This is a genomic window from Streptomyces sp. NPDC000345 (genome assembly GCF_042898825.1).
Taxonomy (GTDB): Bacteria; Actinomycetota; Actinomycetes; order Streptomycetales; family Streptomycetaceae; genus Streptomyces.
In genome coordinates, this window is sequence record NZ_JBIAZE010000016.1 from 121,903 (window position 1) to 147,272 (window position 25,370).

Sequence of the window (25,370 nt, forward strand, 5' to 3'; positions counted from 1 at the left end):
AAGCGGAACGGAGGCCGGGGATGGCGAAGGGCGCTGGGTCGTCACCTTCAATTCCTGCATCTGAGGACCGCGGCACTGCTCCTGCCACCCAGTCCCTGCGCCAGTTCGTGGTCAAGGTGCACAGCCGTTGCGATCTCGCGTGCGACCACTGCTACATCTACGAGCACGCCGACAGCAGCTGGCGCGGCCGGCCGTCGGTCATTCCCTTACCCGTGGTCGTACGGACCGCCGAGAGGATCGCCGAGCACGCCGCTGCACACGAGCTGGACACCGTCCACGTCGTCCTGCACGGAGGCGAACCGCTGTTGGCCGGACCCGCGCGGTTGCGCGCCATCGCGGAGGAGTTCCGTTCCGCGCTGTCCGGCCACTGCCGGCTCGACCTGCGCCTCCAGACGAACGCCGTACGCCTCGACGAGCGTTTCTGCGAGCTCTTCCTGGAACACGACATCAAGGTCGGTGTATCCCTGGACGGCGACCGGTCGGCGCACGACCGCCACCGGCGGTTCCGGGACGGCCGCGGCAGCCACCACCACGTCCTGCGGGGGGTGCGGCTGCTCAACGAACCGCGCCACCGGCATCTCTTCGCGGGACTGCTGTGCACCGTGGACACGCGGAACGACCCGCTGCAGGTCTATTCGGCCCTACTGGCGGCGGCCCCTCCCCGGGTGGACTTCCTGCTCCCGCACGCCACCTGGGACCAGCCGCCCGCTCGTCACGACGGCCGGCCGACCCCCTATGCCGACTGGCTGATCGCGATCGCCGACGAATGGTTCGCGACCGGCCGCCCGGTGCCGGTGCGGCTCTTCGAATCCATCCTCAGTCTGCTCGCGGGCGGCCCGAGTTTCGTGGAGTCCACGGGTACGACCTCCGTCGATCACGTGGTGATCGAGACGGACGGCACCATCGAACAGGCGGACTCCCTCAAGACGGCCTACGAAGGTGCGCCGCAGACGGGGATGGACGTCTTCTCGCACAGCCTCGACGACGTCTCCGACCATCCCGGTCTCCGGGAACGCAGACGGGGACTCTCGGACCTGTGCGCCACGTGCCGATCGTGCCCGTTGGTTCAGGTCTGCGGCGGCGGACTCTACGCCCACCGCTTCCGCTCCGGCCACGGCTTCGACAATCCGTCGGTCTACTGCCGCGACCTGACCGAACTGATCACCCACTTCCAGCAGCGATTCCGGGACTGACGCGGGAGAGGTCATCATGCGGAAGCTCGACAGTCCTCCGTACCGGCCGGCCGTCGACGAGGCGACGCTCACCGAGGAGTTCCGGGCCCTCGGGGTCGGTCCCGGCGGAGTCGTCATCACGCATGCCTCGCTGCGCAGCCTGGGCCCGGTGCGGGGCGACAGCCGGACGGTGGTGCGAGCGCTCCGTGCCGCGCTGGGGCCCGAAGGCACGCTCGTGGTGCCCACCTTCACCCCGGAGAACTCCGACACGTCCCCCGTCTACCGGCGGCGCGTCCGAGGACTGACCCCCGAGCAGGTGGCGGAGCTCCGGGACCGAATGCCCGCATTCGACCGCCGGCGCACCCCGGCCCTGTCGACCGGACGGCTCGCCGAGGAGGTGCGCACGCATCCCGAGGCGTTGCGCAGCGATCATCCGCAGACGTCGTTCGCGGCTGTCGGTCCGCTGGCCCGGAAGATCGTCTCCGGCCATTCACCGCGGTGCCACCTCGGCGAGCACTCGCCCCTGGCCCGGCTGTACGACGAGGGGGCCCGGGTACTGCTCCTGGGGGTGGGGTTCGCCTCCTGCACCGCGTTCCACCTGGCCGAGTACCGGGTGCCGGAGCAGCCGACACAGGAGTACCACTGCGTGATCCGGGTCGGCGGCAGGCGGACCTGGTGGAGCTACACGGACGTGGCGCTGGACGACGGCGACTTCACGGAGCTCGGCATGTCCTTCGAGCGCAGCGGGGCCTCTGTCAGGACCGGCCCCGCGGGGCGGACCACGGCCCGGGTGTTCGGCATCCGGGAGGCCGTCGACCACGCCGTGACGTGGCTGCCCTCCCGCCGCCCGGGCCGCGGCACGTGACTCAGACCCGCGCGTCCTCCGGGAGGGTCACCAGCCAGCGGGTGTCGGGGCGGGGGCGGAGGTAGAGGGCCCAGTAGAGGGTGGCGGCGGCGGTGATGCCGCCGGTCCACAGGAGGTAGCCCGTCTCCTGCTGGGTGAGGATGTAGCCGAGGACGACGATCAGCAGGACCGGTACGACGGGCCACAGGGGCATGCGCCAGGCCGGGATGTGCCGGTGGTGGCCGCGGCGGGAGAGCAGGGCGGCCACCGCGACGAGCAGGTACATGCCGGTGACGGAGACGCCGGTGACGCCGTAGAGGGTGTCCAGGTTCACGAAGCAGAGCGCGGCGCCGGGGACGCCGACGGCGAGGGTGGCGACCCAGGGGGAGCCGAAGCGGCCGAGCTTGGCGAAGACGTTGTTGACGGGCTCGGGCCAGGCCTTGTCGCGGGCGGAGGCGAACAGGACGCGGGAGTTCTGGATGACCATCACGATGCCGGCGTTGATGATCGCGAGGGCGACACAGAGGCTGACGAAGGTGCCGACGGCGGAGTCGGACCAGGCGGTGACCATGGAGCCGATGTCGCCGCCGGTGAGTTCGGCGAGGTCGGAGGCGCCGAAGGTGATGGCGACGACCGGGACCAGGATGATCACCGAGGAGATGGCGAGGGTGGCGAGGACCGTGCGGGCGACGTTGCGGCGCGGGTGCTCCAGCTCCTCGGAGAGGTAGACGGCGGTCGAGAAGCCCTGGGTGACGAAGAGGGCGATGGCGAGGCCGGAGACGACCAGCACGGCGGTGACGGTGTCGGTGCCCCCGTCGGCGCCCGCGACCTGCATCGAGACCAGACTGCCGGGGCCGCGGTGGCCGTGGGCGAAGCCCAGGACCGCGACGACCGCGGCGGCGATGACCTCCAGGACCAGGAAGACGCCGGTGATCCAGGCGTTGGCGCGCAGGTCGAGCAGGCCGGCCAGGGTGGCGAGCAGCATGACGCCGGCGCCCGCGAGGGAGGGGTCGAGGTGGACGATCGGAGCGAGGTAGTCGGCCGTGCCCATCGCGATCACCGGCGGGACGATCATGACGACGAGGAGGGACAGGACGAAGACCAGCCAGCCGGCGAGGCGTCCGGCCATCGTCGACACCATGGCGTACTCGCCGCCCGCGCTGGGGATGAGGGTGCCCAGCTCCGAGTAGCAGAACGCCACGGCGATACAGAGCAGCGAGCCGATCGCGATCGTGAGGGCGGTCGCGGTGCCGAGCGAGCCGAACAGGTCCGGGACGACGACGAAGAGGGTGGAGGCGGGGGTCACGCAGGACAGCGTGAGGAGGGTGCCGCCGACGACTCCGATGGAGCGCTTGAGCTTCTGGGGACTGTCGGGCGCCTGAGGGAGGGCGGTCTCGACAGGGCGGAGCGTGTCGGTCATGCGGCGGTTCCGATCGACTCGTGCGGCGGGGTGAGGGGCGGGAGCGCTATCGCCTCCGGCGGCTTCGGTCGTACGTGCTTCGTCCGCTCCCGGCGGCTGCATGGAATCCCGACGGAAACCGCTGCGTCAATAGGTGTTTGCCTACGGAATCCGTAGATCAAAGAGGGCTGGACGCGCGTTTACGGCACTCCGGCTAAGCCTGTCAGCCTTGGCGGGCCATACGGGAACCGCACCCCGGGCGGCAAAAAAACGTCAGGCCGTCCGGAATCCGGACGGCCTGACGCCTGGTGGGTGGGGCTCAGTGGTTGCGCGGGAAGCCCAGGTCCACGCCCGCGGGGGCGTCGGCCGGGTCGGGCCAGCGGGTGGTCACGACCTTGCCGCGGGTGTAGAAGTGCGTGCCGTCGTTGCCGTAGATGTGGTGGTCGCCGAAGAGGGAGTCCTTCCAGCCGCCGAAGCTGTGGTAGCCGACGGGGACCGGGATCGGGACGTTCACGCCGACCATGCCGGCCTCGATCTCCAGCTGGAAGCGGCGGGCGGCGCCGCCGTCCCGGGTGAAGATCGCGGTGCCGTTGCCGAACGGCGAGCCGTTGATCAGCGCCACGCCCTCTTCGTAGGTGTCGACGCGCAGCACGCACAGCACCGGGCCGAAGATCTCGTCCTGGTAGGCCTTCGCCGTCGTGGGCACCTTGTCCAGCAGCGAGATGCCGATCCAGTGGCCGTCCTCGAAGCCGTCCACCGTGAAGCCGGTGCCGTCCAGCACCACCTCGGCGCCCTCGGAGGCCGCGTTCGTGACGTAGGAGGCGACCTTGTCGCGGTGCACCTTCGTGATCAGCGGGCCCATCTCGGAGGCCGGGTCGTTGCCGGGGCCGATCTTGATCTTCTCGGCGCGCTCGCGGATCTTCTCCACCAGCTCGTCGCCGATCGCGCCCACCGCCACGACCGCGGAGATCGCCATGCAGCGCTCTCCGGCCGAGCCGTAGGCGGCGGAGACGGCCGCGTCGGCGGCCGCGTCCAGGTCCGCGTCCGGCAGGACCAGCATGTGGTTCTTGGCGCCGCCCAGGGCCTGGACGCGCTTGTGGTTGGCGGAGGCCGTGGTGTGGATGTAGCGGGCGATCGGGGTCGAGCCGACGAAGGAGACGGCCTTGACGTCCGGGTGCTCCAGGAGCCGGTCGACGGCCACCTTGTCGCCGTGGACGACGTTGAAGACGCCGTCCGGGAGACCTGCCTCGGCCAGCAGCTCGGCGATCTTGATGGACGCCGACGGGTCCTTCTCGCTCGGCTTCAGCACGAACGTGTTGCCGCACGCGATGGCCATCGGGAACATCCACATCGGGACCATCGCCGGGAAGTTGAACGGCGTGATGCCCGCGACGACCCCGAGCGGCTGGCGGATGGACGACACGTCCACCCGGCTCGCGACCTGCGTCGACAGCTCGCCCTTCAGCTGCACGCTGATCCCGCAGGCCAGGTCCACGATCTCCAGACCGCGGGCCACCTCGCCCAGCGCGTCGCTGTGCACCTTGCCGTGCTCGGCGGTGATCAGCTCCGCGATCGCGTCACGGTTGGCGTCCAGCAGCGCGCGGAAGCGGAAGAGGATCTCCGTGCGCTTGGCCAGCGAGGACTGGCCCCAGGTGACATAGGCGTCCTTGGCGGCCGCCACCGCCGCGTCGACCTCGTCGACGGAGGCGAACGCGACCTTGGTGGTGACCGCGCCGGTCGCCGGGTCGGTGACCGGCCCGTACGTACCCGACGCGCCTTCGACGGTCTTGCCGCCGATCCAGTGGTTGACGATCTTCGTCATGACCGAGTACTCCTTCACAGATGGCGGCGTCGGGTGGAGACGTGCCGTTCGTACAGCTCTCGTGCCTTCACCGCGGACGCTCGGGTCGCGGTCTCGGCCACAGGTACATCCCACCAGGCCTGCGCCGGCGGCGGGCCCGACACAGTGTCGGCCGTTTCGGTCTCGACGTAGACACAAGTGGGAGTGTCGGCGGCGCGCGCCTCGGCGAGGGCCTCGCGCAACTCGCGGACGGTCTTCGCGCGCAGCACGCGCATGCCCAGGCTCGCCACGTTGGCGGCCAGGTCGACGGGGAGCGGCGCGCCCGTGAAGGTGCCGTCCTCCGAGGTGAAGCGGTACGCGGTGCCGAACCGCTCACCGCCGACGGACTCCGAGAGCCCGCCGATCGAGGCGTAGCCGTGGTTCTGCACGAGCAGGATCTTGATCGCGATCCCCTCCTGCACGGCCGTCACGATCTCCGTCGGCATCATCAGATACGTGCCGTCGCCGACCAGCGCCCAGACGTTCCGCTCGGGCGCGGCCAACTTCACCCCGATGGCCGCCGGGATCTCGTACCCCATGCAGGAGTAGCCGTACTCCAGGTGGTACTGGTCCTTCGAGCGTGCCCGCCACAGCTTGTGCAGATCGCCGGGGAGCGAACCGGCCGCGTTGATGATCACGTCCGATTCGTCGGCCAGGGCGTCGAGGGCGCCGAGCACCTGCGGCTGCGTCGGGCGCACGTCGGGCTCCTCGGCCTCGTAGCAGGCGTCGACGCGCTGCTCCCAGCGCTCCTTGTCCTCGCTGTACTCGCTGACGTACGCGTCCGCGACCCGGTGGCCGTGTGTGCGCAGGGCCGCCGTCAGCTCCGCCAGGCCGATGCTGGCGTCCGCGATCAGCGGCTGTCCGGCGAGCTTGTGGCCGTCGTAGGAGGCGATGTTGAGGTTGAGGAAGCGGACGCCCTCGCCCTGGAACAGGGTGCCCGAGGCCGTGGTGAAGTCGGTGTAGCGGGTGCCGACGCCGATGATCAGGTCCGCGGTGCGGGCCAGTTCGTCGGCGGTCGCGGTGCCGGTGTGTCCGATGCCGCCCACGTCCTGGGGGTGGTCGTGGCGCAGGGAGCCCTTGCCGGCCTGGGTGGAGGCGACCGGGATGCCGGTGGTCCGGACGAACTCGGCGAGGGCCTCCTCGGCGCGGCTGTGGTGGACACCGCCGCCCGCGATGAGGAGGGGCCGCTTCGCCGAGCGGATCGTGCGGACGGCCTCGGCCAGCTCGGTCGGATCGGCGCCCGGACGTCGTACGACCCAGGTGCGCTCGGCGAAGAACTCCTCGGGCCAGTCGTAGGCCTCGGCCTGGACGTCCTGGGGCATCGCGAGGGTGACGGCGCCGGTCTCCACCGGGTCGGTGAGGACCCGCATGGCCTGGAGGGCCGCCGGGATCAGGGCCTCCGGCCGTGTGACACGGTCGAAGTACTTCGACACCGGGCGCAGTGAGTCGTTGACCGACACATCGCCCGCGTACGGGACTTCGAGCTGCTGGAGCACCGGGTCGGCGACGCGGGTGGCGAAGATGTCGCCGGGCAGCAGCAGGACCGGGAGGTGGTTGACGGTGGCCAGGGCGGCGCCGGTGACCAGGTTGGTCGCGCCGGGGCCGATGGACGTCGTCACCGCGTGGGTGGAGAGCCGGTTGGACTGGCGGGCGTAGCCGACCGCGGCGTGCACCATCGACTGCTCGTTGCGGCCCTGGTGGAACGGCATGTCGTCGCCGTACTCGATCAGCGCCTGGCCGAGGCCGGCGACGTTGCCGTGGCCGAAGATGCCCCAGGTCGCGCCGATCAGCCGCTGCCGTACGCCGTCGCGCTCGGTGTACTGGGCGGCGAGGAAGCGCACCAGCGCCTGCGCCACCGTCAGCCTCGTCGTCGAGGTCATCGGTAACCCCCTGTGCTTTCTACGTGGGCCGGGTGGAAGCAGATCCGCCACTCCCGCGTCGCGCCGGGGCCGGCCATGACGTTCAGGTAGTACATGGCGTGGCCGGGCTGGGCGACCGACGGGCCGTGCCAGCCGTCGGGGACGAGGACGGCGTCGCCGGAGCGGACCTCGGCGAGGACGTCGGAGCCGCCCTCACGCGAGGGGGACACGCGCTGGTATCCGAAGCCGTTCGGTCCGTCGATCTCGAAGTAGTAGATCTCCTCGAGCTCGGCCTCCTCGCCCGGCCGGTGCTCGTCGTGCTTGTGCGGCGGGTACGAGGACCAGTTGCCGCCGGGGGTGATCACCTCGACGGCGATCAGCTTGTCGCAGTCGAAGGCGTCGGCGGAGGCGAAGTTGCGCACCAGACGGGCGCAGGTGCCGCTGCCGCGTTCCTCGACGGGGACCTCCGGCGCGGGGCCGTAGCGGGCGGGGAGTCGTCGCTCGCACTTCGCTCCTGCCAGGGCGAAGCGGCCTCCCGCGCCGGAGGCGATCGTGACCCGGGCGTCGCGGGGAACGTACGCGAAGTCGGAAACCGACGCGAACACGCTTTCCCTGCCCAGGAGTTGGAACTCTTTTCCATCTGTTTGCACGGTACATCCGCCTTCGAGCGGAAGCACGATCCACTCGCTCTCACCGGTGGTGAGGGTGTGGGTGCCGCCCGGCTCGAGCTCGACGATCCGCAGGCTGCTGTAGGTCCAGCCGGCCCGCTTCGGGTCGATGTCGAGCACATGGTCCGCGTCGGCGGTCGTACCGCGCGCGAGGTACAGGTCGTTGTTCATGCGGCCCTCACAGCAGTCCTACGGCGGTGTCCACGGCGCCGGCGACGTCCCCGTCCGCCGGGTACAGCAGCGATCGGCCGACCACCAGGCCCCGGACGGTGGGCAGTTGCAGCGCCCCGCGCCACTTCTCGTACGCCCCGTCCTGGTCGTCGCCGACCTCGCCGCCGAGCAGCACGGCCGGGAGGGTGGAGGTCCCCATGACCTCGGCCATGTCGTCGGGGTTGTCGGTGACCGGGACCTTCAGCCAGGTGTAGGCGGAGGTGCCGCCCAGGCCGGAGGCGATGGCGATCGACCGGGTGACGGCCTCGGCGGAGAGGTCGTTGCGCACCTTGCCCTCGGGGGTGCGCCGGCTGATGAACGGCTCGACGAACAGGGGCAGTCCGCGGGCCGCCATGTCGTCGATCGCGCGGGCCGTGGACTCCATGGTGGTGAGGGAGCCCGGGTCGTCGTAGTCGATCCGCAGGAGCAGCTTGCCCGCGTCGAAGTTCAGGCGCTCGATGTCCTCGGGGCGGTGGCCGGTGAAGCGGTCGTCCAGTTCGAAGACGGCGCCCTGGAGGCCCCCGCGGTTCAGGGAACCCATGACGACCTTGCCGTCGAGGGCGCCGAGGAGGAGCAGGTCGTCCAGGATGTCGGCGGTCGCGAGGACCCCGTCCACGCCGGGCCGGGACAGCGCGAGCACGAGACGTTCGAGCAGGTCGGCGCGGTTGGCCATGGCCAGCTTGCGGTCTCCGACGCCGAGCGCGCCCCGGGCGGGGTGGTCGGCGGCGACGATCATCAGCTTGCCGTTGTCGCCCAGCAGCGGTCTGCGGGGACGGCGGGCGGCGGCCTCGGCGATCGCCTCGGGGTGCTGCGTGCGCAGCCGGACGAGTTCGGGGATGTCGACGGTCACAGGACGGCTCCCGCCTCGATCGCCGCCGCCACTTCGTCCGCCGTCGGCATCGCGGAGGAGCACTCCAGGCGGGAGGCGACGATCGCGCCCGCGGCGTTGGCGTGGCGCATGGTCTTCTCCAGGTCCCAGCCGGCGAGCAGGCCGTGGCAGAGGGAGCCGCCGAAGGCGTCGCCGGCGCCGAGCCCGTTGAGGACGTTCACCGGCAGCGGCGGGACCTCGGCGGACTCACCCCCGCTGTGGACGGCGAGGACACCCTTGGGTCCCTGCTTGACGACGGCGAGCTCGACGCCGGCGTCCAGCAGCGCCTGGGCGGCGGCCCGCGGTTCGCGCACCCCGGTGGCGACCTCCACCTCGTCGAGGTTGCCGACGGCGACGGTGGTGTGCTTCAGGGCCTCGGTGTAGAAGGGGCGGGCCGCGTCCGGGTCGCTCCAGAACATCGGCCGCCAGTCGAGGTCGAAGACGGTGGTGCCGGCCTTGGCGCGGTGGGCGAGGGCGGCGAGGGTCGCCGTACGGCTCGGCTCCTCGCTCAGACCGGTGCCGGTGACCCAGAAGATACGGGTCTCGCGGATGGCGTCGAGGTCCAGCTCGTGGGCGTCGATCTCCAGGTCGGGCGCCTTGGGCCTGCGGTAGAAGTAGAGCGGGAAGTCGTCCGGCGGGAAGACCTCGCAGAAGGTGACCGGGGTCGGCAGTCCGGGGACCGGGGTGACCCAGCGGTCGTCGACGCCGAAGCCGCGCAGCGCCTCGTGCAGATAGGTGCCGAAGGGGTCGTCACCGGTGCGGGTGATCACCGCGGTGGACCGGCCGAGACGGGCCGCGGCCACCGCGACGTTCGTCGCCGAGCCGCCCAGGAACTTCCCGAAGGACGTGACCTGCGGGAGCGGCACACCCGTCTGCAGCGGATAGAGGTCCACCCCGATCCGCCCCATGGTGATCAGGTCGTACGCCATCGAGTTCCCTTCAGTGTCGGCTCCGGCCCGTGCGGCTCGGCCCCGTCCCGGTGTGCGCCACCGGTCGGCGGCCGGCCGGCGGCTGTCCCCGTGTCGGCTCTCCACGGCTTTGTAGTCCCGTCCGCGCCACCCTGTCAATAGTTTGTCCAGACATTCGGACCAGCCCTTGACACCCCTCCGGGGAGCCCCCACGCTGGCGCCCATGACGTCGTTGTCACCTCAGTCCTCACTTTCCCGCATCCGGATCGGATCGGCCCCCGACAGCTGGGGCGTCTGGTTCCCGGACGACCCCGCCCAGGTCCCCTGGAAGCGCTTCCTCGACGAGGTCGCGCAGTCCGGCTACGAGTGGATCGAGCTGGGCCCCTACGGCTATCTGCCGACCGACCCGGCCGTGCTCACCGAGGAAACGGCGAAGCGCGGCCTGAAGGTGTCGGCCGGCACGGTGTTCACCGGGCTGCACCACGGCGAGGCCGTCTGGGACAAGACCTGGGCGCACGTCGCCGACAACGCGGTGCTGGCCCAGGCGATGGGCGCCCGGCACCTGGTCGTCATCCCGTCCTTCTGGCGGGACGACAAGACCGGCGAGGTGCTGGAGCCGGACACGCTCACGCCCGAGCAGTGGCGCAACCTCACCTCGCTGACCGAGCGGCTCGGCAAGGAGGTGCGGGAGCGGTACGGGCTGCGGATCGTCGTCCACCCGCACGCCGACACGCACATCGACAGCGAGGAGAACGTCACCCGGTTCCTCGACGGCACCGACTCCGACCTCGTCTCGCTGTGCCTGGACACCGGGCACTACGCGTACTGCGGCGGCGACAGCGTCAAGCTGATCGAGACCTACGGTGAGCGGATCGGGTATCTGCACCTCAAGCAGGTGGACCCGGAGATCCTCGCCGACGTGCGGGCCAAGGGGACGCCGTTCGGGCCGGCCGTGGCGCAGGGCGTCATGTGCGAGCCGCCCGCGGGGGTGCCCGCGCTGGGGCCCGTGCTGGAGGCCGCCGGGAAGCTGGACGTGGACCTGTTCGCGATCGTCGAGCAGGACATGTACCCCTGCGAGCCGGACAAGCCGCTGCCCATCGCCCAGCGGACACGGGCGTTCCTGAGGTCCTGCGGGGCGTAGGCCGTACACCGCCCGCCGCACGCCGCCCGGCGGTGGAGGCGGGACGGTCACAAACGGAGGCGGGCCGGCCGCAGACGGAGGCGGGACGGTCACAAACGGAGGCGGGACGGTCGCGACGGAGGCGGGACGGTCGCGCCCCTTAACGGCGCCGCCGTGCCGTAGCACCATGGGGGCCCATGACGGCGAACGCGGTACGCACCCGGTCCGGGCGGGGCCCCGGGGGATCCTGGGAGTTCGCCACCGCGGCCGCCCATCCCCGGCTGCGGCCGGGGGTGATCGGCTATCGCGGGATCCGGCTCGCCATGACACGGCCCCGGCGACGGCTGGAGACACCCATCGGGGCCGCGACGCTGCTGCTGGGATTCGACCAGCCGGTCCGCATCACCCGGGCGGGCCGGGCACCGGACACCCTCGTGTCCGTGTACTGCGGGCCCACCACCACGCCGGCCGTCGGGGAGCACGGCGGACGGGTCTCGGGCATCGAGGTGCTGCTCGCACCCTGGGCCGCGTTCACCCTGTTCGGTACGCCCCAGCACGAACTCGTCAACCGCACCGTCGACCCCGACGACCTCCCGCACACGCTGGCCACGCCCCTGCGTGAACTCGCCGCCGCGCTGGCCGCGCTGCCGGGCTGGGCGGAGCGGTTCGGGCTGCTCGACGAGGTGTTCACCCGGTGGCGGGAGGCCGGTACGCCGAGTTCGGAGCGGGTGGTGCGGGCCTGGTCGCTGCTGGTGCGGACGGACGGCGCGATACCGGTGCCCCGGCTGGCCGAGGAGGTCGGCTGGAGCGTGCGGCACCTGGAGAACCGTTTCCGTGAGCAGATCGGGCTCGGCCCGAAGGCGGCGGCCCGCGTCCTGCGGCTGCAGCGCGCCCGCCGGCTCCTGACGGCGGGCCGGGGCGCGGCGGAGACCGCGGCTCTCTGCGGCTTCTACGACCAGGCCCATCTCAGCGGTGAGTTCAAGGCGATGACGGGCTGTACGCCGATGGAGTTCACGCGGGCCAGGAGGCTTCCGGTGCCGGTGTCACCGGCGATGGACCGGATGACGGGGGAAGCCACGAGTCTGGTGCTGCCGGCCCGGCCGCACGACCGGTCGGGGCCGGGTGCGCATTTTTCCAAGACCCGACGCGTCGGCTGAATACAGGCTGAAGTCCTGCCAGTTGATCCGGTTGCTCCGGGGGACGGCGGGGATCGGGGCCGGGCCGGGCCTGTCGCAGCGGGCCCGGCCCGCCCTGCCGACACCTCCGGCGGCGCCTGTCAACAGGCCCGCCGCGGATCCCGCGTATTCGTTTGCGTCACTTCTGTCACAAACACCCGCTTCCTGTCACACATGTCGCGGGTACGCGGGTTTCCCGTCACACGCACTCGACAGCCGCTTGCGCTGGGTCACTCCACGTCGTTCACCGGACACAGGCTGGTGATCGCCAGCGCAGCGCCGGGCTCCCCCGGGCGGCCTCCCGGCCGCCGCCCCCGCGCGCAGGGAGGTGCGACTCATGACCGACCGAAGGCTGTGGTCCTACAAGGAGATCGCGGCGCACATCAAGGTGCAGCCGGACACCGTGCGGTCCTACCGCAAGCACGGACTGCTGCCCGCACCGGACCACGTCGAGGGCGGCAAGCCCTACTGGTACGCCGACACCGTCCGCACCTGGGTCGCCTCCCGGCCGGGCAACCGGGGACGCAGACCCGTCTGATCCCCCCGGCCGGGACCACTCCGCTGTGCCCGCCGCGCGGCGGGCGCAGTGCCGTCCGCGCGGAGGCCGGCGCTCAGGCCCACGGCTCGATGACGGTGACCCCGGCTCCCGGGGCCGTCCCCAGCGCCGCCAGCGCCTCCGGTACGGAGTCCAGTGCGATCGTCGAGGTCACGAGCAGGTCGGGACGCAGAACGCCGGCCCGGACCGCCTCCAGCATCCGCGGGTAGGTGTGCGCGGCCATGCCGTGGCTGCCGAGGATCTCCAGCTCCAGCGCGATGGCGCGGGCCAGCGGGACGGGGGTCGTGCCGTCCGCCGAGGGCAGCAGACCGACCTGGATGTGGCGGCCGCGGCGGCGCAGGCCGTTGACCGAGGCGGCGCAGGTGGCGGGCGAGCCGAGGGCGTCCAGCGAGAGGTGGGCGCCGCCGCCGGTGAGCTCGCGGACCGCCTCCGCCGTGTCCGGTACGCCCCTCGCGTCCACACACTCCGCCGCGCCGAACGCCCGCGCGAGGTCCAGGGCCCGCGGCGACACGTCCACCGCCACCACCCGGGCCCCGCTCGCCGCCGCGATCATCACCGCGGACAGGCCGACGCCGCCGCAGCCGTGCACCGCCACCCACTCCCCCGCCGCGACCCGGCCCTGCTGCACGACCGCCCGGAACGCGGTGGCGAACCGGCAGCCCAGGGAGGCGGCGGTGGCGCCGGACAGGCCGTCCGGGATCGCGACCAGGTTCACGTCGGCGTGGTCCAGGGCCACGTACTGGGCGAAGGAGCCCCAGTGCGTGAAGCCGGGCTGGGTCTGCCGCTCGCACACCTGGTGGTCGCCGGCCGCGCAGGACGGGCAGTTCCCGCAGGCGCACACGAAGGGGACGGTGACCCGGTCGCCGGGACGCCACCTGGTGACCCGGTCGCCGACCTCCTCGACGGTTCCGGCGAGTTCATGGCCGGGGACGTGCGGGAGGGCGATGTCGGGGTCGTGCCCCATCCAGCCGTGCCAGTCGCTCCGGCAGAGGCCGGTGGCCTCCACGCGGACGACCACTCCCCCGGGGGCCGGCCGGGGGTCGGGCAGCTCGCGTACCTCAGCGGGTGCGCTGAACCGCTCGAAGACCACCGCTCGCATCCGTGCTCTCCTCACCGTCTCCGTCCGCCGGTTCATCGTGGCCGGTCGGGTCCACGGGGCGGAGCCGCATACTGTCACGTCCCGCGTCCGAGGGGGGTTCCTCGCCCCCCTCGCTCAGTCCGAACCGCTCGTGAAGGCGCCGCAGGGGCGCCGGCGCCCACCAGGTGGCCCGGCCCGTGAGGCGCATGATCGCCGGGACCAGCAGGCTGCGGACCACCATCGCGTCCATCAGCACCGCCAGGGCGATGCCCAGGCCCAGCATCTTGGTGTTGGTGACCCGCGAGGTGCCTATCGCGACCATCACCACGGCCAGGATGACCGCAGCCGCCGTGATCAGCCCGCCCGTGCGCCGCAGGCCGAGGCGGACCGCGCGCTCGTGGTCGCCGGTGCGGTCGTACTCCTCCTTGATGCGGGAGAGCAGGAACACGCCGTAGTCCATGGAGAGACCGAAGGCCACGCAGAACATCAGGACCGGGAGGGTGGTCTCTATGGAGCCGGTGCCGGTGAAGCCGAGCGGGCCGGAGAGGTGGCCGTCCTGGAAGACCCAGACCACCGCGCCGAACATCGCCGTCAGGCTGAGCGCGTTGAGCAGCACCGCCTGGAACGGGATGAGCACGCTGCCGGTGAGGAGGAAGACCAGGAGGAGGGTGACGACGGCGACGAAGGCCCCGGCCCAGGGCAGCTGGGCGCCTATGGCGTGCTTGGAGTCGACCAGGACGGCCGCCGTGCCGGTGACCTTGGTGTCGAAGGGGGCCTTCAGGGCGCGCAGGTCCGCGACCAGGTCCTGTGCCGCTTCGTCGACGGCCTCGCCCCTGGGCTGCACGGTGAAGTACGCGGTGTCGCCGTGCACCAGCGGGCCGTCGACCCGGGCCACCTCGGGGAGCGCCGCGATCCGTTCCTTGTAGGCGGCGTACCGCGCCTCGGTCGCGCCGCCCTCGGCGAGGACCTCCAGGCCGCCGCCCGGGCTGCCCGGGAAGCCGTCCCTGATGTGCTGCTGCACCACGTGGGACTCGGCGGAGGACGGCAGCTGACGGTCGTCCGCCGTGCCGAACTTCACGCCCGTGAAGGGCAGGCCGAGCAGGACGAGCACGGCGGTCGTCCCCAGGGCGAAGAAGGGGGCCCGGCGCATGACCAGGTCCGCCGTGCGGGCCCAGCCCTTTCCGCCCTCCGCCGAGGTCGCGCCCTCGGCCGTGCGGCCGTCCGCGCCCGCGGATCCGGAGTCCTTCGGCCTTCCGCGGAACGCCCGGCGCAGATCGAGGGAGTTGACCCGCTCGCCGAGCAGGACGAGTGCCGCCGGGAGCAGGACCAGGGCGGCCCCCGCGGCCAGCAGGACCACCGCCATGCCGGCGTAGGCGAAGGAGCGCAGGAAGTACTGGGGGAAGACGAGCATCGCCGCCAGGGACACGGCGACCGTGAGAGCGGAGAACAGGACCGTGCGCCCGGCCGTGCGCAGGGTGGTGCCGATCGCGGTGCGCGGCGCGGCGCCGGTGGCCAGTTCCTCGCGGAAGCGGCGGACGATGAACAGTGCGTAGTCGATCGCGAGCCCGAGTCCGAGGGCCGTGGTCAGGTTCATCGCGAAGATGGAGACGTCGGTGAACGCGGCGAGGCCGCTGAGGATCGCGTTCGTGCCCAGGATCGCGACGATGCCGATGCCGAGCGGCAGCAGGGCGGCGATCGCGCTGCCGAAGACCATCACCAGCAGCACCAGCGTGATCGGCAGGGCGATCATCTCGGCGCGGGTCAGGTCCTCCTGGATGGTCTTCTGCATTTCGTGCCGCACCGCGACGATGCCGCCGACCCTGACCTTCACCGGGCCGTGCTCGCCCCGGTAGGAGGGGGCGATGCGGTCGAGGGTCTCCCCCATGGTCTTCTCGTCGCCGGTGATGCGGGCCGCGATCAGCGCCTCGTGTCCGTCCTCGGCGCGCAGGGCGGGAGCCTGCGAGGCGTCCGCCCGCCAGTACGAGCCGACGCCCACGATCCCCTTCTCGGCGGCGAGGCGGGCGGTCAGCCGGTCGGCCTCGGCCCTGACCGCCGGGTCGTCCACCGAGGCACCGCCCGCGTCGACGAGCAGCAGCAGATTGGGCTGGGAGCCGGGGAACTCGCGCTCCAGCGCCTTGGTCGCGTAGGTGGACTGCGCGGCCGGGTCCTCCCAGCCGCCGCTGCCCAGCCGGTCGGCGACACCGCTGCCGGCCAGCACCGCGAGCAGGGTGAGCACCAGGGCCGCGAGCAGGGTCAGCCTGGGCCGGGCGGTCACGAACCGGGTCCACCCGCCGGGACGGGGTGGGCTGTTGACTTCGGTCATGGTGCGGTGTCCCCTTCACCCTGCAAGCAGTCGTGAAAACCGTAAAATGGCGAACACGAGATAGCGCTCGCGTTTCTGGGTCCAGAATGCGAGCGACCTCTCGCGTTTGTCAACCGCGTTCGAAGAGCTGGGGATGACGCGTGCCCGAGAACCAGGAGAAGGAGCAGCCGCGCCGCCGTCAGGCGCGCGGCGAGCGGCGTATCGCACAGCTGCTGGAGGCCGCGGCCACCGTCTTCACCACCAGCGGCTACACCGCCGCGAGCACCAACGCCATCGCCCGTGAGGCCGGCGTCTCACCGGGCACGCTCTACCAGTTCTTCCCGAACAAGGAAGCGATCGCCATCGAGCTGGGCGACCGGCTCATGCACCGGATGCGCGAGACCTACGGCGAGGCGCTCGCCCCGGTGGACCCGGAGACCTCGCTGGAGGAGGCGGTCGGCGCGGCCGTCGACCGCTTCATCGCCTTCAACTGCGACCATCCGGTGTTCTTCGCCCTGATGCACGGCTCCGACGTGCCGGGCCGCTTCACCGAGGACCACGAGGCGCTGCACGCGACGCTGGTCTCCCGCATCGAGGGCCTGCTCTCCTCGTTCCTGCCCGACGCACCCCCCGCCGACCTCACGCGCACCGCGCACATGTGCCTGGGCCTGTACAAGGCGGGCCTGGAGCTGATCCTGGCCCACGAGGGCGCCGAGCGCGCCGCCTACGTCGAGGAGCTGAAGAGCGTCCTGATCCGCTATCTGCAGCCACTGGTCGGCGACCGCCTGGGCAGGAGCCCCGCGGCCACCGCGACGTCGTAAGCACCCTTCGGCCCGGCGGCCGGCACCACGTCGAGGCACCCCTCGGCCGCTCGGTCCCCCGCGCGGCGGCGGGCTCCTCCGGACGAGCGTCCCGGACTGCGATACGGGACGTATCTACATAAGGTGCCCGTAAATCTGCCGGGCGCATCGGCCTGTCCGAGCAGCCCTTGACGACGAGGGGATCCGCCGTGACCCACTCCCCGCCGCCCGGCGCGCCCCGGGCCCGTATCCCCGGCCCGCAGCAGCCCCCTCCGTCGTCCCCGCGGACACCGGCCGGACTGTGGAAGCGCTGCCTGGTCGGCGGACTGCTGCTGTGGGCGCTCACCGCGCTGGTCACGTACGCCACGGAGAGCACCGCCCCGCTGCCGACCCTGATCCTGCTCGGCGGCTTCCTCGTGCCGGTCTCCTTCGTGCTGTGGGCGTACGAGCGGCACGGCCGCGACCTCGGCGTGGGGGTGATCCTGAGCTGCTTCCTGGCCGGCGGCACGCTGGGCGTGCTCGGCGCGTCGGCGATGGAGTACCACCTGCTGCGCCCGTCCCTGTGGATGTTCGTCGGGGCCGCACTCGTCGCCGAGGCGGCGAAGCTCGGCGCGCTGATGTTCGTGCTGCGCCGGCAGACCCGGCTGCGGGGACTGCGGACCGGAGTGGTGCTGGGCGCGGCGGTCGGTTTCGGCTTCGCGGCGCCGGAGAGCGCCGCGTACGCCTTCGACGCGGCCGTCTCGACGGACGGCGTCGGCCTCAGGGCGCTGGTGGAGACCGAGATCCTGCGCGGGGTGCTCGCCCCCTTCGGGCACGGTCTGTGGACGGCGGTCGCGGGCGGCGTCCTGCTCGAGTACCGCCGCCCCGGCGGGCGCTTCCCGTTCGCCGCGCCCGTCGCCGGCACCTGTGCCGGCGTCGCGCTGCTGCACGCCCTGGGGGATTCCACCCACGGGATCGCGCTCTGGCTGACGGCCCGGCTGACCGCCGCCGGCCCGGCCGGGCGGCTGTTCGCCGAGGGGTACCTGCCGCGGGCGGCCGGCGAGCGGCAGCACCTGTTCGCGTTGTTCTCGGCCGGCGGGCTGGTCCTCGTGACCCTGGCCGGGGCGGCCTGGGTGCGCTCGCTGGCACGCCAGGACCCTGCTTGGAGAAATACCCCCTAGGGGTATAGTCTGGGGTTACGGGGAGACCTCTCTGGTCCCCGTCGGCCCCATCCGTCTCCAGGAGGAGAACGACATGACCGCCCAGATCGACACCACGGACTCCGTCACCACCGTCTACACGGTGAGCGGCATGAGCTGCGGCCACTGCGAGGGCGCCGTCTCCGGCGAGATCTCCGGCCTCCCCGGCGTCACCTCGGTCAAGGCGGTCGCCGCCACCGGCGAGGTCACCGTCGTCTCCGCCGCTCCCCTCGACGACGAGGCCGTCCGTGCCGCCGTCGACGAGGCCGGCTTCGAGCTGACCGGCCGGGCCTGACCCGCCCGTCACCACGGCCATGACGAGCAGCACCGCCACCGACGCGCCGATAGCCGCCCCGACCTCCGAGGTCGAACTGCTCATCGGCGGAATGACCTGCGCCTCCTGCGCCTCCCGTGTGGAGAAGAAACTCAACCGCATGGACGGCGTCACCGCGACGGTCAACTACGCGACGGAGAAGGCGAAGATCAGCTACCCGGCGGGGACCGAGGTCGCCGACCTGATCGCGACGGTCGTGAAGACGGGATACACGGCCGAGGAACCCGTCCACGAGGAGCCCGGCCGCGAGGAGCCCGGGGCGGCGGCCGAGAGCGACCCCGAGCTCTCGGCCCTCCGCCACCGGCTCCTCGTCACCGTCCTGCTCTCCGCGCCGGTCGTCCTGCTCGCGATGGTGCCCTCCCTGCAGTTCGACTCCTGGCAATGGCTCTCGCTGACGCTCGCCGCGCCCGTCGTCGTCTGGGGCGGAGCCCCCTTCCACCGGGCCGCCTGGACGAACCTGCGGCACGGCAGCGCCACCATGGACACGCTCGTCTCGGTCGGCACGCTGGCCGCGTTCGGCTGGTCGCTGTGGGCGCTGTTCCTCGGTGACGCGGGCATGCCCGGGATGCGGCACCCCTTCGAGTTGACCGTCTCCCGCACGGACGGCGCCTCCACCATCTACCTGGAGGTCGCCGCCGGTGTCACCGCCTTCATCCTGCTGGGCCGCTATCTGGAGGCCCGCTCCAAGCGGAGCGCGGGGGCGGCGCTGCGGGCGCTGATGGAACTGGGCGCCAAGGACGTCGCCGTGCTGCGCGACGGACGGGAGACCCGGATCCCGGCCGACCGGCTGGCGGTCGGGGACCGGTTCGTCGTCCGCCCCGGAGAGAAGATCGCCACCGACGGCACAGTCGTCGAGGGCCTGTCCGCGGTCGACGCGTCCATGCTCACCGGCGAGTCCGTCCCGGTGGACGTCGGACCGGGCGACACCGTCAGCGGCGCGACCGTCAACGCCGGCGGGCGGCTCGTCGTCGAGGCCACCCGGGTCGGCGCCGACACCCGGCTGGCGCGCATGGCGCGGCTCGTCGAGGACGCGCAGAACGGCAAGGCCGAGGTGCAGCGGCTCGCCGACCGGATCGCCGGGGTGTTCGTGCCCGTCGTCCTGCTGATCGCGGCGGCCACCTTCGGCGGCTGGCTCGGCGCCACCGGGGACACCGTCGCCGCGTTCACCGCGGCCGTCGCCGTGCTGATCATCGCCTGCCCGTGCGCGCTGGGTCTCGCCACGCCGACGGCCCTCCTGGTCGGCACGGGCCGCGGCGCCCAGCTCGGCATCCTCATCAAGGGGCCCGAGGTCCTGGAGTCCACCCGCCGCGTCGACACCGTCGTCCTCGACAAGACGGGCACGGTCACCACCGGCCGGATGACCCTGCAGGACGTGTACGTCGCCGACGGCACGGACGAGGCGGAGCTGCTGCGGCTCGCGGGCGCCCTGGAGCACGCCTCCGAGCATCCGGTGGCGCGTGCGGTGGCCGCGGGCGCGCAGGAACGGACCGGGGAACTGCCGGCGGCCGAGCACTTCGAGAACGTGCCCGGGCAGGGCGTGCGGGGGCGCGTGGAGGGGCGCGAGGTGGCCGTCGGGCGGCTCTTCGCCGACCTGCCTCCCGAGCTGGCCCGCGCCAGGGACAAGGCCGAGCGGGACGGTCGTACGGCTGTCGTCGTCGGGTGGGACGGCACGGCGCGCGGGGTGCTCGCGGTCGCCGACGCGGTCAAGGAGACCAGCGCCGAGGCCGTGCGGGAGCTGCGCGCCCTGGGACTCACGCCGGTGCTGCTGACCGGGGACAACCGGGCGGTCGCCGAGGCGGTGGCGGCGGCGGTCGGGATCGACGAGGTGATCGCCGAGGTGATGCCCGAGGACAAGGTCGAGGTCGTACGGCGGCTGCAGGGCGAGGGGCGGGTCGTCGCCATGGTCGGGGACGGCGTGAACGACGCGGCCGCACTCGCCACGGCCGACCTGGGGCTGGCCATGGGCACCGGGACGGACGCGGCGATCGAGGCGAGCGATCTGACGCTGGTGCGCGGGGATCTGCGGGTGGCCGCGGACGCCATCCGGCTGTCCCGGCGGACCCTGTCCACGATCAAGGGCAATCTGGTGTGGGCCTTCGGATACAACGTGGCCGCGCTGCCGCTGGCCGCCGCCGGGCTCCTCAACCCGATGATCGCGGGGGCGACGATGGCCTTCTCGTCGGTGTTCGTCGTGACGAACAGTCTCAGGTTGCGCACCTTTGACTGAGACCCCCTGGAGTCCTGCGCGAGCCTCACATAAGCTCTTCACAAGGCTCGCGCATCATCCTTACGCTGGGGCCTCGATCGCTGTATCCGGGCTCTTGCGCATCTAACGGACATATGCAAGAGACACAGATCACAGTGATGTGAAGGTAACCACCGAAGGGGTTCGAAGGTCTAAGTTGACGGTGTCGGAAAGCGTCTTGGGGGGCGCGGACCGGCATCTGGGGAATGTCTTGGGGGACTTCCTCAGAGATGCGTTGCCGGGGCACGTACACCGGGAAGCTTTGAGCGGCCCTCCCTGCGTGCGCGTCCCGGCAGATCGCACACAGCGGTAGTACGGCGAGTTCTGCTCGTTCTGCTCAACCGCCCGCACGACAACCGCATATCGACACAGCGAATTCAGGCGCTGTCCTCACAGACGCCCGGCCGGATCCCGTGGGGGGAATCCGCACCGGGACATGGGAAGGCGCCCTGGTCGTCGGCCCGTGGGGGGACTGACGTCAGGGCGCCTTCCGCTTTTCGCCCGACCTCTCAGGCCGGCTCGACGCAGCCGGCCAAGGGGCGCGGGGAACGGTGCGACCAGCCACAACGGACCGGCACCCGTCACCCGGCGCCCCACCGGCAGGTGTCAGCGCTCCTCGACCGGAACGAAGTCGCGCTGGACCACGCCCGTGTAGATCTGGCGCGGGCGGCCGATGCGGGAGCCCGGCTCCTTGATCATCTCGTGCCACTGGGCGATCCAGCCCGGGAGGCGGCCGAGGGCGAACAGGACCGTGAACATCTCGGTCGGGAAGCCCATGGCCCGGTAGATCAGGCCGGTGTAGAAGTCCACGTTCGGGTAGAGGTTGCGCGAGACGAAGTAGTCGTCGGAGAGCGCGTGCTCCTCCAGCTTCAGGGCGATGTCCAGCAGCTCGTCGGACTTGCCGAGGGCCGAGAGGACGTCGTGCGCCGCCGCCTTGATGATCTTGGCGCGGGGGTCGAAGGACTTGTACACCCGGTGGCCGAAGCCCATCAGGCGGACGCCGTCCTCCTTGTTCTTCACCTTGCGGATGAAGGAGTCCACGTCGCCGCCGTTGGCCTGGATGCCCTCGAGCATCTCCAGGACGGACTGGTTGGCGCCGCCGTGCAGCGGGCCCCACAGGGCGTTGATGCCGGCCGAGATCGAGGCGAACATGTTCGCCTGGGAGGAGCCGACGAGGCGGACCGTGGACGTCGAACAGTTCTGCTCGTGGTCCGCGTGCAGGATGAGCAGCTTGTCGAGCGCGGAGACGACGACCGGGTCGAGGTCGTACTCCTGGGCGGGGACCGAGAAGGTCATGCGCAGGAAGTTCTCGACGTAGCCGAGGTCGTTGCGCGGGTAGACGAACGGGTGGCCGATCGACTTCTTGTACGCGTACGCGGCGATCGTCGGGAGCTTGGCGAGCAGCCGGATCGTGGAGAGGTTGCGCTGCTTCTCGTCGAACGGGTTGTGGCTGTCCTGGTAGAAGGTGGACAGCGCCGAGACCACCGACGACAGCATGGCCATCGGGTGGGCGTCGCGCGGGAAGCCCTTGTAGAAGTTCTTGACGTCCTCGTGCAGCAGGGTGTGCTGCGTGATGTCGTTCTTGAAGACGCTCAGCTCGTCGACCGTCGGCAGCTCGCCGTTGATCAGCAGGTAGGCGACCTCGAGGAAGGTCGACCGCTCCGCGAGCTGCTCGATCGGGTAGCCGCGGTACCGGAGGATGCCCTGCTCGCCGTCAAGGTAGGTGATGGCGGATTTATAGGCGGCGGTGTTGCCGTAGCCGCTGTCCAGGGTCACCAGACCGGTCTGGGCGCGGAGCTTCCCGATGTCGAAGCCCTTGTCGCCGACGGTGCTGTCGATCACCGGGTAGGTGTACTCGCCGTCGCCGTACCGCAGTACTACAGAGTTGTCGCTCACGTCATCCCTCACCGACGTTGTGCCTCTTCTTCGAGGTTGCCCTGACTGTCTCTACCATCCCCCATTTGGCGCAGGAGAGTGCACTCGGGGTCGACCATTGGGCTTATCGGCGGCACTCAGTGCCGCCAACTTGCTCATCCTGCCGCCTTCATCACGGTTGGGGAAGTGCTCTGTGACCTTCGTGACTCATTTGATCGATCATTTTTTACGACCCGGTCGGGAACGGGGCGGTCAGCGGCCCGCGAGCCGGAAGTCCAGAGCCGTGCAGCGGCGGCCGGCCGAGACCGTGCGCACCGCCTGACCGATCGCCTTCCGCGAGCCGACGAGGACGACCAACTGCTTGGCGCGGGTGACGGCCGTATACAAAAGGTTCCGCTGGAGCATCATCCATGCTCCCGTGGTGACGGGGATCACCACGGCGGGATATTCACTTCCCTGTGAACGGTGGATGGTCACCGCGTAGGCGTGCGCCAGTTCGTCCAGTTCGTCGAACTCGTACGGCACCTCCTCGTCCTCGTCCGTCAGTACCGTGAGGCGCTGGTCCACCGGATCGAGCGAGGTGACCACGCCCACGGTGCCGTTGAAGACACCGTTCTTCCCCTTCTCGTAATTGTTGCGGATCTGGGTGACCTTGTCGCCGACGCGGAAGACCCGGCCGCCGAACCGCTTCTCGGGCAGGTCGGGGCGGCCCGGGGTGATGGCCTGCTGGAGCAGCCCGTTGAGCGTGCCGGCCCCGGCCGGGCCGCGGTGCATGGGGGCGAGCACCTGGACGTCGCGGCGCGGGTCGAGGCCGAAGCGGGCGGGGACGCGGCGGGCCGCCACGTCCACGGTGAGCCGGCCGGCCTCCTCCGTGTCGTCCTCGACGAAGAGGAAGAAGTCCTTCATGCCGTCGGTGACGGGATGCTGTCCGGCGTTGATCCGGTGCGCGTTCGTCACCACGCCGGACTGCTGGGCCTGGCGGAACACGCGCGTGAGGCGGACGGCGGGGACCGGGCCGCCGTCGGCGAGCAGATCGCGCAGCACCTCGCCCGCGCCGACGCTGGGGAGCTGGTCGACGTCCCCGACGAAGAGCAGGTGGGCGCCCGGCGGTACGGCCTTCACCAGCTTGTTGGCGAGGAGCAGGTCCAGCATCGAGGCCTCGTCGACGACCACCAGGTCGGCGTCCAGCGGGCGGTCCCGGTCGTAGGCCGCGTCGCCGCCGGGCTTGAGCTCCAGCAGCCGGTGGACCGTGGAGGCCTCGGCCCCGGTCAGCTCGGCCAGGCGCTTGGCGGCGCGGCCCGTGGGAGCGGCCAGCACCACCTTGGCCTTCTTGGCGCGGGCCAGCTCCACGATCGAGCGCACCGTGAAGGACTTGCCGCAGCCGGGGCCGCCGGTGAGGACGGCGACCTTCTCGGTGAGCGCGAGCCGGACGGCGGCCTCCTGCTCGGGGGCGAGGTCGGCGCCGGTGCGCTGCCGGAGCCAGCCCAGCGCCTTGTCCCAGGCCACCTCGCGGAAGCCCGGCATCCGGTCCTCCTCGGTGCGCAACAGCCGCAACACCTGTGCGGAGAGGGACAGTTCGGCGCGGTGGAAGGGGACGAGGTAGACGGCCGTCACGGGGTCCCCGCCGTCCGGGCCGGGGACCTTCTCCCGTACGACGCCCGGGTCCTCGCCCTCCTGCGGGGGCGCCGCGAGTTCGGCGAGGCACTCGATGACCAGGCCCGTGTCGACCTGCAGCAGCTTCACCGCGTCGGCGATCAGCCGCTCCTCGGGCAGATAGCAGTGGCCCTGGTCGGTGGACTGGGACAGCGCGTACTGCAGGCCCGCCTTGACGCGCTCCGGGCTGTCGTGCGGGATGCCGACGGACCGGGCGATCCGGTCGGCGGTGAGGAAGCCGATGCCCCAGACGTCGGCGGCCAGCCGGTAGGGCTGGTTCTTCACGACGGAGATGGAGGCGTCGCCGTACTTCTTGTAGATGCGCACGGCGATGGAGGTGGACACCTCGACGGTCTGGAGGAAGAGCATGACCTCCTTGATCGCCTTCTGCTCCTCCCAGGCGTCGGCGATCTTCTTCGTGCGCTTCGGGCCGAGCCCGGGCACCTCGACAAGGCGCTTCGGCTCCTCCTCGATGATCCTCAGGGTGTCGACGCCGAAGTGCTGGGTGATGCGGTCGGCGAAGACCGGGCCGATGCCCTTGACCAGGCCGGATCCCAGGTAGCGGCGGATGCCCTGGACCGTGGCGGGCAGTACCGTCGTGTAGTTCTCGACGGTGAACTGCTTGCCGTACTGGGGGTGGGAACCCCAACGGCCCTCCATGCGCAGCGACTCGCCGACCTGGGCGCCGAGGAGCGCGCCGACGACCGTCAGCAGGTCTGCGGCGCCTCTGCCGGTGTCGACGCGGGCGACCGTGTAGCCGTTCTCCTCGTTCGCGTATGTGATGCGCTCGAGCACGCCTTCCAGGGTGGCAAGTCGCCGCTCTCCCGCCTGGGAGGCCCCCGCCTGATCGGTCATGATCCGACGGTACCGCCCGGCACCGACAGAGCCGCCCGGCCGGCCCGGTCGGTCCTGCCGGCGCCGGAGGGTCCGGTGCCGGAATTCCGGGTCAGTTCTCCGTGACCGTCACACAGGTGCCGACCACATAGCCGGTGACGCCGCTCCTCGTGACCTTCACCCAGCGCTTGCTGACGATGTCGCACTTCTCGTACGAGGAGGTGCCGTAGTACATCGTGCAGGACGCCGACGCGCTCTGGCCCCTGTTGAGCTGGGCGAGAGCGGTGCCGCCGGTGCTCGTCGTGGAACGGATCACCACGGTTTCCAGGGCCTTCGCCGTACAGCCGGCCGCGGCCGCCGGAGTGGCGACGACGAACGAGGTCCCCACGAGGGCGGCGGCCCCCAGGACCGCACCGAGAATCCGATCTGCGCGCATGACGCCTTCTCCCCTG

The 25,370-nt window shown here is 71.4% G+C and carries 20 protein-coding genes; 9 read left to right on the forward strand and 11 right to left on the reverse strand.

Going from position 1 to position 25,370, the window contains the following annotated elements; translation table 11 throughout:
• The first annotated feature begins 20 nt into the window (after positions 1-20).
• Together ACFY30_RS31490 and ACFY30_RS31495 are read left to right on the forward strand one after the other, a co-directional pair.
• Positions 21-1,193 (forward strand): FxsB family cyclophane-forming radical SAM/SPASM peptide maturase, encoded by a 1,173-nt coding sequence (locus tag ACFY30_RS31490; protein WP_390848540.1) that lies wholly within the window; start codon positions 21-23, stop codon positions 1,191-1,193.
• A 16-nt stretch (positions 1,194-1,209) separates the two neighbouring features.
• Positions 1,210-2,037, forward strand: coding sequence for an aminoglycoside N(3)-acetyltransferase (locus tag ACFY30_RS31495; protein ID WP_390848541.1), 828 nt, complete (start codon positions 1,210-1,212; stop codon positions 2,035-2,037).
• Between the two features lies 1 nt (position 2,038).
• Here ACFY30_RS31495 and ACFY30_RS31500 read toward each other — a convergent pair whose 3' ends face one another.
• From ACFY30_RS31500 to iolC, 6 genes are all read right to left on the reverse strand, one after another.
• Entirely contained in the window at positions 2,039-3,436 is a 1,398-nt protein-coding gene (locus tag ACFY30_RS31500; protein WP_390848542.1) for an APC family permease, read from the reverse strand.
• A gap of 298 nt (positions 3,437-3,734) precedes the next feature.
• A complete protein-coding gene (gene mmsA, locus ACFY30_RS31505) occupies positions 3,735-5,237 on the reverse strand; it encodes a CoA-acylating methylmalonate-semialdehyde dehydrogenase (protein WP_390848543.1) in 1,503 nt (500 codons plus the stop codon).
• 14 nt (positions 5,238-5,251) lie between these two features.
• Positions 5,252-7,135 (reverse strand): 3D-(3,5/4)-trihydroxycyclohexane-1,2-dione acylhydrolase (decyclizing), encoded by a 1,884-nt coding sequence (gene iolD / locus ACFY30_RS31510; protein WP_390848544.1) that lies wholly within the window; start codon positions 7,133-7,135, stop codon positions 5,252-5,254.
• Positions 7,132-7,953 (reverse strand): 5-deoxy-glucuronate isomerase, encoded by an 822-nt coding sequence (gene iolB / locus ACFY30_RS31515; RefSeq protein ID WP_390848545.1) that lies wholly within the window; start codon positions 7,951-7,953, stop codon positions 7,132-7,134. The genes iolD and iolB overlap by 4 nt, the downstream gene beginning before the upstream one ends.
• A 7-nt stretch (positions 7,954-7,960) precedes the next feature.
• A complete protein-coding gene (locus ACFY30_RS31520; protein WP_390848546.1) occupies positions 7,961-8,842 on the reverse strand; it encodes a deoxyribose-phosphate aldolase in 882 nt (293 codons plus the stop codon).
• Positions 8,839-9,789, reverse strand: coding sequence for a 5-dehydro-2-deoxygluconokinase (iolC, locus tag ACFY30_RS31525; RefSeq protein ID WP_390848547.1), 951 nt, complete (start codon positions 9,787-9,789; stop codon positions 8,839-8,841). Before iolC ends, ACFY30_RS31520 begins: the two co-directional genes overlap by 4 nt.
• A 202-nt stretch (positions 9,790-9,991) precedes the next feature.
• On the opposite strand from iolC, the gene ACFY30_RS31530 reads away from it, so the two are divergent.
• The 3 genes from ACFY30_RS31530 (at position 9,992) to ACFY30_RS31540 (ending at position 12,601) form a co-directional block, all read left to right on the forward strand.
• Positions 9,992-10,909, forward strand: coding sequence for a sugar phosphate isomerase/epimerase family protein (locus ACFY30_RS31530; protein ID WP_390848548.1), 918 nt, complete (start codon positions 9,992-9,994; stop codon positions 10,907-10,909).
• 302 nt (positions 10,910-11,211) lie between these two features.
• On the forward strand, positions 11,212-12,045 hold the full coding sequence (locus ACFY30_RS31535; protein ID WP_390848605.1) for a helix-turn-helix domain-containing protein: 834 nt from the start codon (positions 11,212-11,214) through the stop codon (positions 12,043-12,045).
• A 355-nt stretch (positions 12,046-12,400) separates the two neighbouring features.
• Positions 12,401-12,601 carry a helix-turn-helix transcriptional regulator gene (locus ACFY30_RS31540; protein WP_390848549.1) on the forward strand — a complete coding sequence of 67 codons (201 nt, stop codon included), beginning with the start codon at positions 12,401-12,403 and terminating at the stop codon, positions 12,599-12,601.
• Between the two features lie 73 nt (positions 12,602-12,674).
• Here the strand turns inward: ACFY30_RS31540 and ACFY30_RS31545 are convergent, their stop codons facing one another.
• Positions 12,675-13,718, reverse strand: coding sequence for a zinc-dependent alcohol dehydrogenase family protein (locus ACFY30_RS31545; protein WP_390848550.1), 1,044 nt, complete (start codon positions 13,716-13,718; stop codon positions 12,675-12,677).
• Complete coding sequence (locus ACFY30_RS31550; RefSeq protein ID WP_390848551.1) at positions 13,678-16,020, reverse strand: MMPL family transporter; 2,343 nt, start codon at positions 16,018-16,020, stop codon at positions 13,678-13,680. Before ACFY30_RS31550 ends, ACFY30_RS31545 begins: the two co-directional genes overlap by 41 nt.
• Positions 16,021-16,160: 140 nt before the next feature.
• Between ACFY30_RS31550 and ACFY30_RS31555 the strand changes: the two genes are divergently transcribed.
• From ACFY30_RS31555 to ACFY30_RS31570, 4 genes are all read left to right on the forward strand, one after another.
• Positions 16,161-16,820 (forward strand): TetR/AcrR family transcriptional regulator, encoded by a 660-nt coding sequence (locus ACFY30_RS31555; RefSeq protein ID WP_390848552.1) that lies wholly within the window; start codon positions 16,161-16,163, stop codon positions 16,818-16,820.
• Positions 16,821-17,008: 188 nt separating this feature from the next.
• The gene (locus ACFY30_RS31560) at positions 17,009-17,959 is read left to right on the forward strand and encodes a PrsW family intramembrane metalloprotease (RefSeq protein ID WP_390848553.1); all 951 of its coding nucleotides are present in this window, start codon (positions 17,009-17,011) and stop codon (positions 17,957-17,959) included.
• A 73-nt stretch (positions 17,960-18,032) separates the two neighbouring features.
• Positions 18,033-18,272, forward strand: a complete 240-nt coding sequence (locus ACFY30_RS31565; RefSeq protein ID WP_390848554.1) for a heavy-metal-associated domain-containing protein — start codon at positions 18,033-18,035, stop codon at positions 18,270-18,272.
• Between the two features lie 19 nt (positions 18,273-18,291).
• Positions 18,292-20,538 carry a heavy metal translocating P-type ATPase gene (locus tag ACFY30_RS31570; RefSeq protein WP_390848555.1) on the forward strand — a complete coding sequence of 749 codons (2,247 nt, stop codon included), beginning with the start codon at positions 18,292-18,294 and terminating at the stop codon, positions 20,536-20,538.
• Positions 20,539-21,162: 624 nt separating this feature from the next.
• Here the strand turns inward: ACFY30_RS31570 and ACFY30_RS31575 are convergent.
• The 3 genes from ACFY30_RS31575 to ACFY30_RS31585 all read right to left on the reverse strand — a co-directional run bounded on the left by ACFY30_RS31575 (position 21,163) and on the right by ACFY30_RS31585 (position 25,354).
• Complete coding sequence (locus ACFY30_RS31575; RefSeq protein ID WP_390848556.1) at positions 21,163-22,452, reverse strand: citrate synthase; 1,290 nt, start codon at positions 22,450-22,452, stop codon at positions 21,163-21,165.
• Positions 22,453-22,683: 231 nt separating this feature from the next.
• Complete coding sequence (locus ACFY30_RS31580) at positions 22,684-24,939, reverse strand: ATP-dependent RecD-like DNA helicase (protein ID WP_390848557.1); 2,256 nt, start codon at positions 24,937-24,939, stop codon at positions 22,684-22,686.
• 91 nt (positions 24,940-25,030) lie between these two features.
• Positions 25,031-25,354, reverse strand: coding sequence for a hypothetical protein (locus ACFY30_RS31585; protein ID WP_390848558.1), 324 nt, complete (start codon positions 25,352-25,354; stop codon positions 25,031-25,033).
• Positions 25,355-25,370: the final 16 nt, after the last annotated feature.